This window comes from Microbulbifer maximicatervae (SeqCode) (assembly GCF_052467385.1).
On record NZ_CP174311.1, the window covers coordinates 4,560,737 to 4,577,016 of the forward strand.

At 50.6% G+C, this 16,280-nt stretch carries 15 protein-coding genes and 1 tRNA gene; 11 read left to right on the forward strand and 5 right to left on the reverse strand.

Annotated elements, in window-relative coordinates; genetic code table 11:
* Positions 1–150: 150 nt before the first annotated feature.
* The gene (locus ACJJIR_RS19560) at positions 151–1,209 is read left to right on the forward strand and encodes a type 1 glutamine amidotransferase domain-containing protein (protein ID WP_444906523.1); all 1,059 of its coding nucleotides are present in this window, start codon (positions 151–153) and stop codon (positions 1,207–1,209) included.
* A gap of 21 nt (positions 1,210–1,230) precedes the next feature.
* Here the strand turns inward: ACJJIR_RS19560 and ACJJIR_RS19565 are convergent, their stop codons facing one another.
* Positions 1,231–1,692: a winged helix-turn-helix transcriptional regulator gene (locus ACJJIR_RS19565; protein WP_282934464.1), complete on the reverse strand. Its 462-nt coding sequence runs from the start codon at positions 1,690–1,692 to the stop codon at positions 1,231–1,233.
* A 148-nt stretch (positions 1,693–1,840) separates the two neighbouring features.
* On the opposite strand from ACJJIR_RS19565, the gene ACJJIR_RS19570 reads away from it, so the two are divergent.
* Positions 1,841–2,953 (forward strand): NADH:flavin oxidoreductase, encoded by a 1,113-nt coding sequence (locus ACJJIR_RS19570; RefSeq protein ID WP_444906524.1) that lies wholly within the window; start codon positions 1,841–1,843, stop codon positions 2,951–2,953.
* 69 nt (positions 2,954–3,022) lie between these two features.
* On the opposite strand, the gene folK is transcribed toward ACJJIR_RS19570, so the two are convergent.
* Genes folK through tsaD form a run of 3 tightly spaced genes read right to left on the reverse strand, consistent with a single transcriptional unit; the run spans position 3,023 to position 4,985 of the window.
* Positions 3,023–3,514 carry a 2-amino-4-hydroxy-6-hydroxymethyldihydropteridine diphosphokinase gene (folK, locus tag ACJJIR_RS19575; protein WP_444906525.1) on the reverse strand — a complete coding sequence of 164 codons (492 nt, stop codon included), beginning with the start codon at positions 3,512–3,514 and terminating at the stop codon, positions 3,023–3,025.
* A 2-nt stretch (positions 3,515–3,516) separates the two neighbouring features.
* Complete coding sequence (folB, locus tag ACJJIR_RS19580) at positions 3,517–3,906, reverse strand: dihydroneopterin aldolase (RefSeq protein WP_020411528.1); 390 nt, start codon at positions 3,904–3,906, stop codon at positions 3,517–3,519.
* 44 nt (positions 3,907–3,950) lie between these two features.
* On the reverse strand, positions 3,951–4,985 hold the full coding sequence (tsaD, locus tag ACJJIR_RS19585) for a tRNA (adenosine(37)-N6)-threonylcarbamoyltransferase complex transferase subunit TsaD (protein WP_108731585.1): 1,035 nt from the start codon (positions 4,983–4,985) through the stop codon (positions 3,951–3,953).
* 173 nt (positions 4,986–5,158) lie between these two features.
* On the opposite strand from tsaD, the gene rpsU reads away from it, so the two are divergent.
* From rpsU to ACJJIR_RS19630, 9 genes are all read left to right on the forward strand, one after another.
* Positions 5,159–5,374 (forward strand): 30S ribosomal protein S21, encoded by a 216-nt coding sequence (gene rpsU, locus ACJJIR_RS19590; RefSeq protein WP_020411530.1) that lies wholly within the window; start codon positions 5,159–5,161, stop codon positions 5,372–5,374.
* A 197-nt stretch (positions 5,375–5,571) separates the two neighbouring features.
* Positions 5,572–6,018 (forward strand): GatB/YqeY domain-containing protein, encoded by a 447-nt coding sequence (locus tag ACJJIR_RS19595; RefSeq protein ID WP_108731584.1) that lies wholly within the window; start codon positions 5,572–5,574, stop codon positions 6,016–6,018.
* 15 nt (positions 6,019–6,033) lie between these two features.
* The gene (dnaG, locus tag ACJJIR_RS19600; RefSeq protein WP_444906526.1) at positions 6,034–7,998 is read left to right on the forward strand and encodes a DNA primase; all 1,965 of its coding nucleotides are present in this window, start codon (positions 6,034–6,036) and stop codon (positions 7,996–7,998) included.
* Between the two features lie 196 nt (positions 7,999–8,194).
* A complete protein-coding gene (rpoD, locus tag ACJJIR_RS19605; RefSeq protein ID WP_444906527.1) occupies positions 8,195–10,063 on the forward strand; it encodes an RNA polymerase sigma factor RpoD in 1,869 nt (622 codons plus the stop codon).
* 90 nt (positions 10,064–10,153) lie between these two features.
* Complete coding sequence (locus ACJJIR_RS19610) at positions 10,154–10,573, forward strand: diacylglycerol kinase (protein ID WP_444906528.1); 420 nt, start codon at positions 10,154–10,156, stop codon at positions 10,571–10,573.
* 284 nt (positions 10,574–10,857) lie between these two features.
* A tRNA-Ile gene (locus ACJJIR_RS19615) sits at positions 10,858–10,934 on the forward strand.
* 326 nt (positions 10,935–11,260) lie between these two features.
* Positions 11,261–13,063 (forward strand): ATP-dependent nuclease, encoded by a 1,803-nt coding sequence (locus tag ACJJIR_RS19620; protein ID WP_444906529.1) that lies wholly within the window; start codon positions 11,261–11,263, stop codon positions 13,061–13,063.
* A 22-nt stretch (positions 13,064–13,085) separates the two neighbouring features.
* On the forward strand, positions 13,086–14,138 hold the full coding sequence (locus ACJJIR_RS19625; RefSeq protein ID WP_444906530.1) for a DNA cytosine methyltransferase: 1,053 nt from the start codon (positions 13,086–13,088) through the stop codon (positions 14,136–14,138).
* Between the two features lie 56 nt (positions 14,139–14,194).
* On the forward strand, positions 14,195–15,208 hold the full coding sequence (locus ACJJIR_RS19630) for a zinc-dependent alcohol dehydrogenase family protein (protein ID WP_444906531.1): 1,014 nt from the start codon (positions 14,195–14,197) through the stop codon (positions 15,206–15,208).
* 58 nt (positions 15,209–15,266) lie between these two features.
* Here the strand turns inward: ACJJIR_RS19630 and ACJJIR_RS19635 are convergent, their stop codons facing one another.
* Positions 15,267–16,211 carry a GlxA family transcriptional regulator gene (locus ACJJIR_RS19635; RefSeq protein WP_444906532.1) on the reverse strand — a complete coding sequence of 315 codons (945 nt, stop codon included), beginning with the start codon at positions 16,209–16,211 and terminating at the stop codon, positions 15,267–15,269.
* Positions 16,212–16,280: the final 69 nt, after the last annotated feature.

Sequence of the window (16,280 nt, forward strand, 5' to 3'; positions counted from 1 at the left end):
GTATCCATACCTTATAAGATCTCAAGCGCAGCTTTTTCTTTCTTCCTAAATAGCAATTGCAATCTCACCTGAATTTCACCTTCCATCCCTTATTCTCCTACGAACTCACTAGAAGATTTTCCGTCTGCTACTGCAATTTTGGAGATTAATATGTTGAAGAAAATTGTTATTTCCCTGGCTCTGACTTTGTCCGTATTTTTTGGTTTTATTATTTGGATTAAGGGCCTAATTCCACCCCAAGAGCAGGACTTTTCCACTACGACAGTAAGTGACCTGCCGTATTTACAACAATTACCCAGGGAAAGCCGAGGAAAAATCTTAGCTGTTGTCACCAGTACTGAAACGATGGGAGATAATGGCAAGGCAACTGGTTATGAATTAACTGAACTGGCACGCCCCTATTACATCTTCTCAGCCAACGGATTTATTGTCGATATTGCCAGTCCCAAAGGCGGCAAACCGCCTGCGGTGATCGATAAAGATGATCTGGGGCCTTTCGACTATGCCTTTCTCAATGACCCGGAGGCACAACAAAAGGTCAATCACAGTATTCCTATCGATCAGGTATCAGCAGAGGATTATCAGGCAGTATTTTTTGTCGGCGGTAAAGGCACCATGTTCGATTTCCCCGACAATCCCCATATCCAGTCCCTGGTGCGGGAAATCTATAACAGCGGCAAAATTATCGGAGCGGTATGCCACGGGCCAGCAGCCCTTGCCAATGTCACCCTGGATAATGGCAAGCCCTTAATCGCCGATCGGCAGATCAGTGCTTTTACTAACGAAGAGGAGCTTTTTCTTATCCCTGACGCCGAGCAACGATTTCCATTCCTGCTTGAGGATCGCTTACGTGAGCAAGGCGCGTTTTTTCAGGCTGGGCCCACTTACCTGGAACAAGTCAGCGTGGATGGCCAGCTTATTACCGGGCAAAACCCCTGGTCCACTTGGCTGGCAGCTGAGAGTATGGTAAGCGCGATGGGGTATACCCCTGTTCCACGCCAAATCACTCCGGCGGAGCAGACCGTCAAATTACTACTCACTTATGAGCAGCGCGGCTTTACCGAGGCCACAGAGAAATTACACAAGCTGCAGGAGAAAGGGGAAATAGACCAGCGCCTACTGGCCATGCACGGCGTTGTCTCTGTTATGCGTTGGGAGCCGGGCAGGGCTCTGGACATAATCAGACTGCTATCCAAGAGCCAGGATTGATAGAGCTCCTCAAAAAGCCAGCTAGCCAGCCTGCTCTAGGGGCTGGCCATTTTCATCCACAAATAATACATCGCGAATACTGAGTTTTTGTCCCTGGGCATTTTGCACAGCAACTTCGGAGATAGGCTCACCACTGTTTTTATCGACCAGATGCATCCCATCTTTATTGCCGTTCCAGCGCAGATTCCACTGGCGTAGGGCGATTACCACCGTAAACAGGTCCCGACCTTTTTCCGTTAAACGGTACTCGTAGCGAGTGCCGTGTTCACCCGCATCAAAGCGTACCAGCACCTCGTTATCCACCAGACGTGATAACCGATCCACAAGGATATTTTTGGCAATTCCCAGGTTTCTTTGGAAATCTACAAAACGGCGAGTACCCAGCATCGCCTGCTTAATTATCAGCAGGGACCACCAGTCCCCCACTTCATTCAGGGCACAGGCCAGAGAACAGTCGAGATCATCAAAGCGTTTACGTGACATACCCCTAGTATACCGGTAAAAGAGTTGCAATACGAAACCAGATATTGAACTCAACCTTAAAATAAGGTCTTATAACGCAACCGTTTTAATTGTGACCGAGCGGGACCAGTGAGTCCCAGTGTTGAATCGAGACATTCAGGAGAGAAATATGAGTGGTTCCCTGGACAACCTACTGCGTCCTTTCGAGCATAAATCCCTAAAGCTGCGCAACCGGGTCGCAATGGCCCCCATGACCCGCACTATGTCACCAGGCTATTCAGCCAATGACCAAGTGGCCGGTTATTACCGCCGCCGAGCTGAAGGTGAAGTGGGACTAATTATTACCGAAGGCACCTTCGTTAATCATAAAGCCGCAAACGGCTACGAGAATGTTCCGGCAATCTACGGTGAGGCCGCTCTCGCCGGCTGGAAAAAAGTGGTAGACGAAGTACACGCTGCCGGTGGCCAGATTATCCCGCAGTTATGGCACGTAGGCTCCGTGCGCAAAGAGGGCATAGGCCCGGATAAATCAGTGCCCGGCTACTCCCCCTCAGGCCTGTTCAAACCCGGCAAGCCCAATGGCCAGGCGATGAGCAAAGAGGACATCCAAGAAGTTGTACAAGCTTTTGCAGACGCGGCCAAAGCAGCCAAGGAAATTGGGTTTGACGGTGTAGAGATTCACGGCGCCCACGGCTACCTGATCGACCAGTTTTTCTGGGAAGGTACCAACCAACGCGATGACGAGTACGGTGGTTCCATCGAAAATCGCACCCGCTTTGCAGTGGAAATTATCAAAGCGGTACGTGCAGCCGTAGGCGAAGATTTCGCCATAGTGCTGCGCTACTCCCAGTGGAAGCAGCAGGATTACGAAGCCAAATTGGCGCAAAACCCGGAAGAACTGAAACGCTTCCTGACACCGTTGGTTGAGGCCGGCGTTGATATTTTCCACGCCTCTACAAGACGCTTCTGGGTGCCAGAATTTGAGGGTTCTGATCTCAACCTGGCAGGCTGGACCAAGGAATTGACTGGAAAACCGGTAATTTCTGTCGGCAGTGTCGGCCTTGACGATGATTTTATCGGCGGCAATAACCAAGGCATGGGCGGTACTGCCAATCCTACCGATTTAGGCGAGCTGACCCGCCGTATGGACAATCAGGAGTTCGACCTGATTGCCGTTGGCCGCGTACTACTGCAGGATCCACACTGGTTCGCCAAGGTGCGCGAAGATCGCGCGGAGGAAATCACGCCGTTTACCAAAGAGGCGCTAATGAGCCTGAGTTAATTATTCCTAACAAAAAAGCAGCCTCAAAGGGCTGCTTTTTTATCTGCATTTTTTAAAAATTTATTGGAATCACGGCCAAATAAATTCTACCGGCCACAATTTTTGTGAAGCCTGGTCGTACTCATCCCACAGCTGGCGGTATGTTTTCTGCTCGACCGGATGCAGTACTTCCGGTGCTATCTCTGCCAGAGGCTGTAATACAAAAGCATTTTTTACAATCTCACCTCGAGGCAATTTTACCCCGTCGACAGTCCCGGTCAGGTGGTCATAGGTGAGGGTATCAATATCCAGGGTGCGTGCGCTGAACTTAGGCCCGGAACGCAGGCGGCCGTTGGCATCTTCAATACCTCGCAGACACAGGGCCAGCTGCCCTACCGGCAGGTCAGTTTGCAGCCCAACCACCAGGTTGTAAAAGTTATCGCCCTGGAAACCCACCGCTTCACTTTCGAAGACCCGGGACACCTGTAATTCGCCAAACCGCCCGGTCAGGGCATCCAGCGCTGCGCGGATATATTGCGCACGATTGATATTACTGCCGAGGCTGAGATACACCTGAGCCACGTTTACACTCCCGCAGACATCGCTGCTGCACCTTTTGCCGGCCTCTCGCCGCGCTCAATAATGACACCCACATCCCTGGACCCTCTGACCGCACCCGGCTTGGACAACCGCAGCCGCAGCCAGCTTACAGAAAACTCTTCCCTGACAATTGCCGCAGCCTGCTCTGCCATGGTCTCCACCAACAGAAACTCACTGCTTTCAATAAAAGCGATCAAGCGCTTGGCCACCGCTTTATAGTTAAGTGTGTACTCGATATTGTCTGTGCGCGCCGCCTCACTAATATCGAAGGCCATCTCCAAATCGAGACTGACCGTCTGTCGCACTTCCCGCTCCCAATCGTAAATACCAATAATGGTATTCACCTTTAAATCCCGTATATAAACAATATCCATTTATCGGCTCTTTTCTTTTTACTGCCAGGCTATTCCTGGGATTTTTAAAGTTCGGTCTTGGGCAATTCTGTCATAGGCCAGCGCGGACGCACATCTACCGCAAGGCTTGTCTGCTCCCCTGCTTTTAAACGCAAACTACCGGCGTAGGCGATCATGGCGCCGTTATCAGTGCAGAATTCATGGCGGGGATAGTAGACGCTGGCCTTATCCTTTCGCAGGCTCGTTTCCAAACGCTCACGCAATAATTTATTTGCGGAAACCCCACCGGCAATCACCAGGGTTTTATAGCCGGAAGCCTTAATAGCGCGACGACATTTAATCACCAGGGTATCCACTACCGCCTCCTGGAAAGCCGCAGCAATATCTGCGCAAGTCTGCTCGTCCGGTAAACCATCCTCGAGGGCGTGCTTGCGCACCGTCGTCAGGGTGAAGGTTTTAAGGCCTGAAAAACTGAAATCTAACCCCGGTCGATCAGTCATAGGACGCGGGAAAGTAAAACGTTTGGGGTCTCCTTTCTCCGCCAGGGCAGCCAAACGCGGGCCACCGGGATAGTCCAGGTCGAGCATTTTGGCGGCCTTATCAAAGGCCTCGCCGGCGGCATCATCCAGGGATTCACCCATCAATTCGTAATCGCCGAGCCCCCGCACCTCCACCAGCTGGGTGTGTCCGCCGGACACCAGCAGGGCCACAAAAGGAAAGGCGGGCGGATTATCCTCCAGCATTGGAGCCAGCAGGTGGCCTTCCATATGGTGCACCGCCACCGCCGGGATATCCCAGCCATAGGCCAGTGCACGGGCCGCGCAGGCCCCGACCATCAGCGCTCCCACCAGACCGGGGCCCGCGGTATAGGCGATACCATTGAGGTCTGAAGGGCTGGTCTCGGCCTTCTTCATCACCTGGCGAATCAGCGGCAAGAGTTTGCGCACATGATCACGGCTCGCCAGCTCGGGGACTACGCCGCCATAATCGGCATGCAGGTCCACTTGACTGAACAGGGCATGGCTGAGCAAACCGGACTCAGAATCGTAAATAGCGACGCCAGTTTCATCGCAGGAAGTTTCTATACCAAGGACGCGCACTTGATCTCATTCTCGTGACTACTTCGAGGGGTGGTTATCATACTGGAAAATGGGGTTGCGATCCCGTATAGGAGTGTTTAGAATTTGCGCCCTCGCTGTGAACCGGCCACCGGATGCAACTGCGAGAGCATTGCCGGAATGGCCGAGAGAAACGAATTTTAACAGGTATCCTAATGCCCTCTGTACGAATCAAAGACAACGAACCTTTCGATATCGCCCTGCGCCGTTTCAAGCGCTCCTGTGAAAAAGCAGGCGTACTGTCTGAAGTACGTCGTCGCGAGTTCTACGAGAAGCCCACCGCTGTTCGTAAGCGCAAAGCTGCTGCCGCTGTAAAGCGTCACGCTAAAAAGCTTCAGCGCGAAAACCGCAAGTTCCAGCGTCTCTACTAAGAGCCGCAGGCTGCATAAGCCTGTCGCAGCGAGGCGGCCGGACGGGCTTAGCCCGTAGCGGAGCTATAAAGAACGGCGTGCGAGCCATACTCGCGCGCCGTTTTTCGTTTGGGCTAACACATTTCCCCCGCCCAACAGACAAGCTATCCTAAGCCCCTGATCCAAAATTCATTGCCAACAATCTCGGAACACTCACTATGAGCACTCTCAAGGAAACCCTGACTCAAGCCACTAAAGACGCAATGAAAGCGCGAGACAAAGAGCGCCTGGCCACCCTGCGCCTGATCAACGCCGAGATCAAACGCGTTGAAGTCGACGAGCGAATCGACCTGGATGACGCCCGCATCCTTGCCCTGCTGGACAAAATGACCAAGCAGCGCCGCGACTCCATTACCCAGTACGAGAAAGCTGGCCGGGCTGAGCTGGCAGCAGTAGAGCAGGCTGAAATTGAAGTTATCCAGGAATTCCTGCCGAAGCAGCTGAGCGAAGCTGAGATCACCGATATCGTTGCCTCCGCCGTCAAAGACACCGGTGCCAACAGCATGGCGGATATGGGCAAAGTCATCGCCCAGGTTAAACCCCAGGTGCAGGGCCGTGCAGATATGGGCGCGGTGAGCAAACTGGTGAAGGCCCAACTGGCCTAAGCTGAGCGAATTCCCATGGCCGGCAAGATACCCCAGCACTTTATCGACGATCTGCTCGCAAGGGCAGATATCGTCGAGCTGGTGGACAGCCGGGTCAAGCTGCGTAAAACCGGCAAAAACTACTCTGCCTGCTGCCCCTTCCACGACGAGAAAACCCCATCGTTTACCGTGAGTGCGGACAAGCAGTTTTATTACTGCTTCGGCTGCGGCGCCAATGGCAATGCCATCGGCTTCCTCATGGAGTACGACCGCCTGCCCTTCCCAGAAGCGGTGGAAAAACTCGCGGCCACCCGTGGACTGGAAGTTCCCAGGGAACAACTGGCACCGGGGCAAGAAAAGCGCCAGCGGGAGAGTCAATCTCTCTACCAGCTCACAGAGAAAGCCGCCGACTACTACCGTGAACAACTGCGTAACCACCCCGCCGCAGGCAATGCGGTGGCCTACTTGCGTAATCGCGGCCTCTCCGGTGAGATTGCCCGGGACTTTGGTATCGGCCTTGCGCCCCCCGGCTGGGACAACCTGCTCAATGCATTAGCCGATACCCCCGAGAAAGCGGATCAACTGGAACTGGCAGGCCTGGCCATTCGCCGCCAGGACAGTGATGGCAACACCAAGCCCAACGCGCGCCACCACTATGACCGCTTCCGCAACCGTATTATTTTCCCGATCCGCGACCAGCGCGGGCGCGCCATCGCCTTTGGCGGGCGGGTACTGGGCGACGACAAACCCAAGTACCTGAACTCCCCGGAAACCCCGATTTTCCACAAGAGCCGCGAACTCTACGGCCTGTGGGAAGCGCGCCAGGCCAACCGCAATTTAGAACGCCTGATTGTGGTTGAAGGCTATATGGATGTGGTAGCCCTGGCCCAGTTCGATATCCGCTGCGCCGTCGCCACCCTGGGCACCGCTTGTGGCGAAGACCATATTCAACTCGCCTTCCGCCACACCTCGGAACTGCTGTTTTGCTTCGACGGCGACCGCGCCGGCCGCGCTGCCGCCCGCCGTGCTCTGGAGTCGGCCCTGCCGCAGATGCAGGACGGGCGCAGCCTGCGCTTCCTGCTGCTGCCGGAAGGCGAGGACCCGGACACCCTGGTACGCCAACTGGGCGGTGAACGTTTCCAGCAGTTAATTAAGGAGCAATCCCTACCGCTGGAAGATTTTCTCTTCGACCTACTGAGCGAAGATATCAACCTGCAGACCATGGACGGCCGCGCGCGCCTGTCCAAACTTGCCGCTCCCCTGCTGGACCTGCTGCCCGATGGCGTCTACCGCCAGCTGATGTTCCAACAACTGGCCTCGCGCACCGGACTCGACAAGGAAACCCTGCAAGAGGTTATCCGCACAGAAAAAGCTCGCACGCCGCAACAGCCCCACCCACAACCTACAGCTGCACCGGGAGAGCCAAACCAAGCACCCTCCCCTCACGAGGAGCTGGAGCACCGCACACCGCCGGAACCCTGGCAGCGCGACAGCAACTTCAGTGAAAGTGCAGCACCGAGTTACGACAGTCCGCGCCGCCAGAGCCAATATCTCCTGCCACCAGAGCGCATGCTGATCGCCCTGCTGTTGCACCACCCGGAGCTGGCAGCACAAATCGAAAATCCACAGCAATTCCCCATCGAAGGCAATGCAGACCTGGCATTGTTTATCCAGCTGGTGGAACTGTACAAAAGTCGCCCCCAATTAAATTTCTATCAATTGATCGGCCACTGGCGTGCACACCACAGCGCAGAATCTTGCGATACCCTGGCCAAGCTCGCTATTTCTCCACTGGTATCGGTCGCGCGGCAACTCGCCCAGGATGACAGCAACCTGGAATACGATCCGCACACCGAATTTAACGACTGTCTACTGCGCCTGAAACAAGCTGCAGACAAACAGCGCAACCGCGATTTACTCGATCAACTCAAGAACAGCGCCCAGTTGAGCCCCGAAGAACAACTGGCTCTATTAGCCAATTGGCGAAAAAAGCAGAATTAATAAGCGCCAACCCCTTGAAAACTGCGGGCTCAGCACTATATTCACTCACCCCCGCCGGGCGGGATCGGGAACCCCAGCACCCTAAACATCGCACCTATGCCGTTACTTGACAGCTAGAGTGGTTATTGCTAGTGCAAATACGCTATAATCCCGCGTCTTTGTCCCGTATTTTCATTCCCAGAATTCAGGGTTGTGCATGACCGACAAAACCCAGCAACAGTCCCGCATTAAGGAACTGATCGCCCGCGGTAAAGAGCAGGGCTATCTGACCTATGCCGAGGTAAATGACCACCTACCGGAAGATATTTCCGATCCCGATCAGGTGGAAGACATTATTGGCATGATCAACGACATGGGCATCAAGGTGTTTGAAACCGCACCGGATGCCGAAGAGTTGTTGATGGCTGAAGGCGACAGCTCCGCTGATGAAATCGCCGCAGCCGAAGCTGCCGCTGCCCTGGCAGCCGTAGAGTCCGACGTAGGCCGAACCACCGATCCAGTACGCATGTATATGCGCGAAATGGGCACCGTAGAGCTGCTCACGCGCGAAGGCGAGATCGCCATTGCCAAGCGTATCGAAGAGGGCCTGCGCGAACTGATGGCCGCCCTGGCCTACTGGCCGGGTGCAGTGCAGCAGATTATCGATGAGTACGCTCTGATCGAAAAAGAAGAGCGCCGCATCCCCGATATTATCTCCGGTTGGCTCGACCCCGCCGACGAAGTTCCGCCCGGAGCCCAGGCCGGCCAAGCCGCCGCCGCTGCCAGCGCGCCGGAGTCATCAGATTCCGATGACGACGCCGAAGACGACGACAGCGATGACGACAGCAGCGACGAGGAAGAGGAAGCTACCGGCGGTATCGACCCCGAAGAGCTCGCCGAGCGCATGAACGCGCTGATCGCCGCACAAAAAGCTGCCGACGAAGCCATCGCCGCCCACGGTCGCGATTCCAAAGAAGCCGGCCAGGCCCTAGAAGCCGTTGGCGATGTATTCCGCTTCTTTAAACTGGCTCCCCGTCAGTTCGACCCGCTGTACGGCGAAGTTCGCTACGTACTCGACAGCGTGCGCGAACAAGAGCGCGTAGTTATGGCCATGTGTATCAAACGCGCCCGTATGCCGCGCAAGACCTTTATCAAGGAATTCCCCGGCAACGAGACCAATGATGATTGGATTCCCGCAATCATCAAGAAAAAGCGCGATTACTCCGATGCCCTGCGCCACGTCGTAGACGAAGTTGTTCGCGCCCAGCGCAAACTGGCTCAGTTCCAGGAGCGCGCTAAGCTGGACGTAGGTCAGATCAAAGAGATCAACCGCCGCATGTCCATTGGTGAGGCCCGTTCACGCCGCGCCAAGAAAGAGATGGTCGAAGCCAACCTGCGTCTGGTTATCTCTATCGCCAAGAAGTACACCAACCGCGGCCTGCAATTCCTGGACCTGATCCAGGAGGGCAACATCGGCTTGATGAAGGCTGTGGATAAGTTCGAATACCGCCGCGGTTACAAGTTCTCCACTTATGCCACCTGGTGGATTCGCCAGGCCATTACCCGCTCTATTGCGGACCAGGCCCGCACCATCCGTATCCCAGTACATATGATTGAGACTATTAATAAGCTCAACCGTATCAGCCGCCAGATGCTGCAGGAAATGGGTCGCGAGCCCACTCCGGAAGAACTGGGCGAGCGCATGGAAATGCCGGAAGACAAGGTGCGCAAAGTCCTCAAGATCGCCAAAGAGCCGATCTCCATGGAGACGCCTATCGGCGACGACGAAGACTCCCACCTAGGTGACTTTATCGAGGATCAAAATCAATCCTCGCCGGTGGATACCGCCACTCAAACTGGCCTGCACGACGCCACCCGCTCCGTGCTTTCCGGCCTCACCGCCCGTGAAGCCAAGGTACTACGTATGCGTTTCGGTATTGATATGAATACCGACCACACTCTGGAAGAGGTGGGCAAACAGTTTGACGTAACCCGCGAGCGTATCCGTCAGATCGAAGCGAAAGCATTGCGCAAACTGCGACACCCCTCCAGGTCGGAGCATTTACGCAGCTTCCTCGACGAGTAAGCGCTAGACTAAAGCCCGGTTCAACCGGGCTTTTTTTTGTGACATAAAGATGACCTCCCCGCGCAGGCTTAGTGAAAGCAGGAGATAAGCATGCAAAAAGACATGGCGAATAAGCAGGAAAAATCTGAAGAGATTGCCAACAAGCCCGGCAAGAAGGGGTTTGCTCGCCTCCTGGCTGCCACTAGCTACTCCAGTCAGGGGCTCGTCGCTGCGTGGCGCAATGAGGAAGCTTTTCGCCAGGAAGTAATTGCCGCCTGCCTAATGGTGCCTCTCGCACTCTGGGCCGGGGAGACACCTACTGAGCGCGCCATATTGATTGCAGCCGTGATGTTTGTCCTCCCAATCGAACTAATCAACAGCGCTATTGAGGCGACCGTGGACCGCATCGGCCCCGAGAAACACCCGCTGGCCAAGATTGCTAAAGACACAGGTTCCGCCGCCGTGGCCGTCGCCCTCTTCGCTGCATTCCTGGTTTGGTGCTGTATTCTTATCCCCAAACTGCCGATTTAAATACTTTAGTATGGAGTTTTAGCCTCCATTTCGCATAAACAAGACACTCGTACCAATTGAAGCTTCTAGTTAAGACACTCGAACCAATTAAGCTGTTTGGCAGCTCTCTCAAGGTGAGCATCTATTCCATAAAGATCAGTTGTTGGCGAAAGCTTGAGCAACAGGAAAAGAAGATTTCTAGAATTTGCCCATATCGGCTTTGAGTGCTAACAAAGGCATTGATTTGCAAGGGAAAATCTTGTACTTTTCCCAACCGCTTGCAACGATCCTCGCAAGCAATGTGTGGGCCCTTAGCTCAGTTGGTTAGAGCATCCGACTCATAATCGGCAGGTCCTGGGTTCGAGTCCCGGAGGGCCCACCATTTTCATTACCACTCATTTTATTTGAGTAACCTCAAAGCTAGATCCAAATCATCTTTCTGGCGTCCCCCATACTTGCTCTTTACCGATTCCCGGTAGTCATGACTAATCTCCAATGGCTGCCCAATAGCAGCCCCCCTTTAGTGCAATTAGCCACACAGAAGAAAGAAAAGTAGAATCATCATGTGTTGCAATCAATGCTCTTTAGGCTTTCTTCACCTAAGACAATTGCCACAATAAGCACTTTAAATGAATAACGATTAACTAATAAAAGTGAAGTCGAAAAATAACCTCATATGATATGAAGAGGCTGATGTAAATGGATTGCGTGGGCACATGGAAAATACTAGAACAAATCAAACAAAGCAAAGTCTTAGAGCCATATATTAATCACATAAGATTTCCATACTATCGAAATCTAGAGCCTAATTTAATTATCAAATTTGACTTTCCTATTACTGCAATTGTTGGTCAAAATGGGACCAATAAGAGCTCAATCCTACGCGCGATTTATGGCTGCCCAAAAGATTATAGTGTCGGTAATTTTTGGTTTTCTACAGAAATTGATCCAATCAAAGATGAAAAAGGAAAACCGAGATTTATTTACTCTTATTACCAGCCCGAAGCGAAGCGCTATGTGGAAGTAATGAAAAAAAGAGTTAAATATATTAATCGGTTGACAAAGAGAGAAAATCCCGACTACTGGGAACCTTCACGCCCCCAACTATCTGACGATATGGAAAAGATGCCAAACATTGATCTAGGCATGGCAGGCAGAGAAAAAACAAGATGGAAATTGATGGAGAAAAATGTTGTCTTCATGGATTTCCGAAGTGAAATAAGCGCTTACGATAAGTTTTTTTACCATGGTGATTTAAAACAAACTTTGCGAAACAACACGAAACAGGACTTCATAAGAAACAAATCTATTCATATCAAAACTGCGATAGAAAAAAATCTAAAAACAAAACCAATGTATGCTGCGAAAAAAGAACATATTTTCAGCAATATAAATTTTCCAGTAGAGCAAGTGAAGTTCATATCGAATATTCTTGGGAGAGAATATTCTGAGATACGTTTATTAAAGCACAAGTTTTTCAAACTTGTGGGATCTACTATTATTTTAAGCTCAAGATCTCTAAAATACAGTGAAGCCTTTGCAGGAAGCGGAGAGTTTGCCGTAGCTACGCTAGTACACAAAATATGTAGCGCTGACAAAAAATCACTAATTATTCTAGATGAACCTGAAGTATCTCTTCATCCTGGTGCACAAGAACGTCTTGTGTGGTTTCTAATGGAGATGATTAAAAAAAATAAACATCAAATAATTATAGGGACTCATTCTCCATTTATAATTAAGCACCTACCAAAAACTGCAATTAAGACTCTCTTCTTAGATCCGACTACAAACAGTATAAAAGCTATTCAAGAGACCCCTGCCGAAGAAGCTTTTTTTCACCTCGAAATATCTCAAGAAAATAAAAAAGTAATTTTTGTTGAAGATCGACTTGCTGAACAAATTGTCCATAAAGCTCTGAAATCATTAGGTCAGGCCATACATGAGACGTTTGAAGTTAAATATCTACCTGGAGGCGCCAATACGCTCCTAAAAAGTATATTACCTGCTCATGCCAAAACAGGCACAAAAGGCCCCCTATTTCTAATGGATGGGGACCAGCGTGGAGATGTCGAGGTAAAAGACTCTTCAGACTTAAAATATTGTACTGACGATGACCTTTCCGGCATGATAAAATCTGTCCTAGGGTGCGATCTCCCTATTGAAACAGACTCGGGAACTGAAGAAACCAAAAAAGACCAAATACGAAGAGCTAGAATTAAAATCCTTAGGTATTGTGAAAATAACTTGAAGTACCTACCTGGCGACAATCCTGAGCAGTTTATTTGGGAAAACATGAGTTATTCTATTGACAGACATAGAGACAAACTCGACTCAGCTCATGATTATAAGGATAAATTTAAAAAGCTTTGTGAACTAGAATTAGCCAAAGCTCCTTATGAGAAGGTAAATAGTGAAGAAATTTTTCAACAACAAGCAAGATGTCTTGCAACGGTTGAAGAGGATAGGCTTTCCGAGCTTTCATCAGAAATAAAAAGCTATATAGAATCTTAACTCAGCAACGTAGCTTAAAAATATGAACATTGATGTATTTGATTTCTTTTCTGGCTGTGGAGGTACCAGCTCGGGATTGTCTGCCGCAGGCTTAAATATTAAGTTTGCACTGGACAGTGATTCAACAGCCATTGAAACATTTAAGGAAAACTTCCCTAAAGCTACTACTGTTGTTAAAGATATCACAGATATCACTCCAGATTTTCTAGATTCTTTGATTTTACCCAGAAAGTCACCACTGCTTTTTTGCGGGTGCGCCCCATGTCAGCCGTTTTCTAAACAAAATAATAATAAATCTCAAAATGATCCCAGAAGAAATCTATTGACCGAATTCTCACGCTTTGTTGAGCACTGGATGCCTGAATATATTTTAGTAGAAAACGTTCCTGGCCTACAAAAAATAAAGGGTAAAGGTCCATTTAATCAATTCATTAGTAAAATAAGGGAGCTGGGTTATAATTTTGACTATTCAGTTTTGCCCGCATGCGGATTTGGCGTACCGCAAAAGAGAGAGCGACTAGTTCTAATTGCTTCCTTATTGGGTAGTATTTCACTACCTAAACTTACACATGGCCCGACTACAAATAATGACTATAGTAAAGTTAAAGATTGGATTTCAGGGCTTTCAAAAATTAATGCGGGGGAAACCTGTAAAAAAGACCCGGATCACCAAGCTGCAAAATTATCTACAAAAAACCTAGAAAGAATTCGAGCGACGCCAGAGGGGGGAGGGCGCGACTCGTGGCCTAAATCATTATGGTTAGATTGTCACAAGAATTACCGAGGGCACACCGATGTATATGGTAGATTGCACTGGGATAAACTCGCGAGCGGATTAACAACTCGTTGCATCAGTTTGTCAAATGGCAGGTTTGGCCATCCAGAGCAGGATAGAGCCATTTCTGTTAGAGAAGCCGCTTGCCTTCAAACATTCCCTAGGGACTATAAATTTAAAGGAAACTTATCCTCAAGGGCGCGCCAGATAGGGAATGCTGTACCGCCACTAATGGCAAAGAAAATCGCTGAGGCCATCTTAGAGCATCAAAAACTGGTAATACGAAAACAATCTATATAAAGGATGTAAGTTTTAACTTTCAATGTCGAACATTGAATAAATGAGGAAGGGAATCCATGCAGGCATTGACGCTAAAATCACCAGGCGGACTAGAAAACATTTCGGCTAGCGACATCGCTGACCCGGGAGCACCCGGCCCAGGCCAAATCCGTGTTGCAATTAAAGCCTCCTCTCTCAACTTCCACGATCTTTTGGTTGCCAACGGCGGTATTCCCACAGAAGACGGCCGTATTCTGATGTCTGACGGCGGCGGTATCGTAGATGCAGTTGGTGAGGATGTTACCGATTTTCAGGTCGGCGATTCTGTTGTATCGTGCTTTTTCCCACAGTGGCCAGCAGGTACACCTATGGCTTCCGTGGGTAACTTTGCCAATACGCCTGGTGACGGTATCGATGGGATGGCCGCTGAGTTTGTTGTCCGTGATCAGAGCGCTTTTACCCTTGCTCCAAAAGGCTGGAGCCACGCTCAGGCGGCAACCATTACTACCGCAGGGCTTACTGCTTGGCGGGCATTGGTAGTAGACGGTAAGGTAAAACCTGGCGACACAATATTGACTCTAGGCACTGGCGGAGTATCTATTACGGTAATTCAGATTGCCAAAATACTGGGGGCCAAAGTTATTGTTACTTCTTCTTCCGACGAGAAACTGGAGCGCGCTAAAAAATTAGGCGCCGATCATGGCGTCAACTATCGCACCCATACACAGTGGTCAAAAAAGGTTATGGAGCTGACGGAAGGCAAAGGTGCGGACCATATTATTGAGCTCGGTGGCCCCGGTACACTAGAGCAATCGATCCATTCAGTCAGAGTTGGCGGCCATATTTCATTGATTGGTGTTTTAACGGGCCGCTCGGGAGAAGTGCCCACAGCACTGTTGATGGCCAAGCAGGCCCGGTTACAGGGCTTGATCGTTGGAAGCCGTAGGGATCAACGGGAATATGTCACCGCATTGGAAGCTAACCAGATACAGCCAGTGATTGATAAGACTTACCCTATGGAGGAACTGGCTGCGGCATTTGAGTACCAGGCCAGCGGATCGCACTTTGGCAAGATCTGCGTCGAGTGGTAATGGAGTAGCTCTCAATCTCGCCGCACTCTTAAAGCTAAGACACTTGTGAGAGCGCGGCTTAACGATTCCTACTGAAATATGAGGGGGACACACCAAATTGGCCATAAAAAGCCCGGCGAAAGCTATCATAGCTTGCAAACCCCACCTGCCGAGCTACCTGAACAAAGCTTGCTGATTCACAGGTGATTAAATCCCGCGCCCGGTTTAAACGGAGTTGGTTTAGATAATGTCCGGGGGTGCTATTCAGATGTTGCTTGAACAAGCGAGTTAACTGGCGATCGCTAACAGAAATACGCTCCGCCATATCGGAAACGCTGATTGATTTCTGGTAATTCTCCGACAGCCACTCCAATAGAGGATTGAGCCTCATGCTGTCACTGGATTGCACTTTAAGCAGATCAGAGTACTGTGACTGCCCTCCCCTGCGCTGAAGATAAACGACCAGATCTTTAGCCACACTGGCCGCAATAGTATTGCCATAATCCTGGCGAATCACCTCCAAGGCCAAGTCGACTCCAGATAGAATTCCCGCTGAAGACCACAGTTTTCCGCTTTCAATAAATAAGGGGTCCTGCTCAACCTGATAATTGACTGCTTGCTCGGCAAGCTGCCGGCAATGCCGCCAGTGAGTGGTAATACGGTGCTTTTGCTCCGGAAATATATCTGTTAGTAAGAATGCACCTGTACAGATACTCAAGACACGCTCTGCTTTATCTGCGATTGCACGCAGCGCATTTACCTGCTTAGGACTTAAGCGCAGCTGCCGCATCCCAGTACCGCCAGTAATGACCAGGTAATCAATTTCCATATCCTGGTAAATATCAAAATCCACGGATAGGGCTTGGCCGTAAGCGGTTTTAACTGGCGCCTTGCTTAAACCTATCAAACGACTTGTATAGGCCTCACTAACGAAACTATTAGTCTCCATAAAGGCATCCAAGGGGCCAAAAAGGTCTAACGCCTGGAATCCATCAGCAACAAAAAAACCTATCTTCTTGGTCATAGCATCTCCTCCACACAGGGAATTGTACTCCAGTAGATACGTCTGCTATGACACACTTACGACATAAAA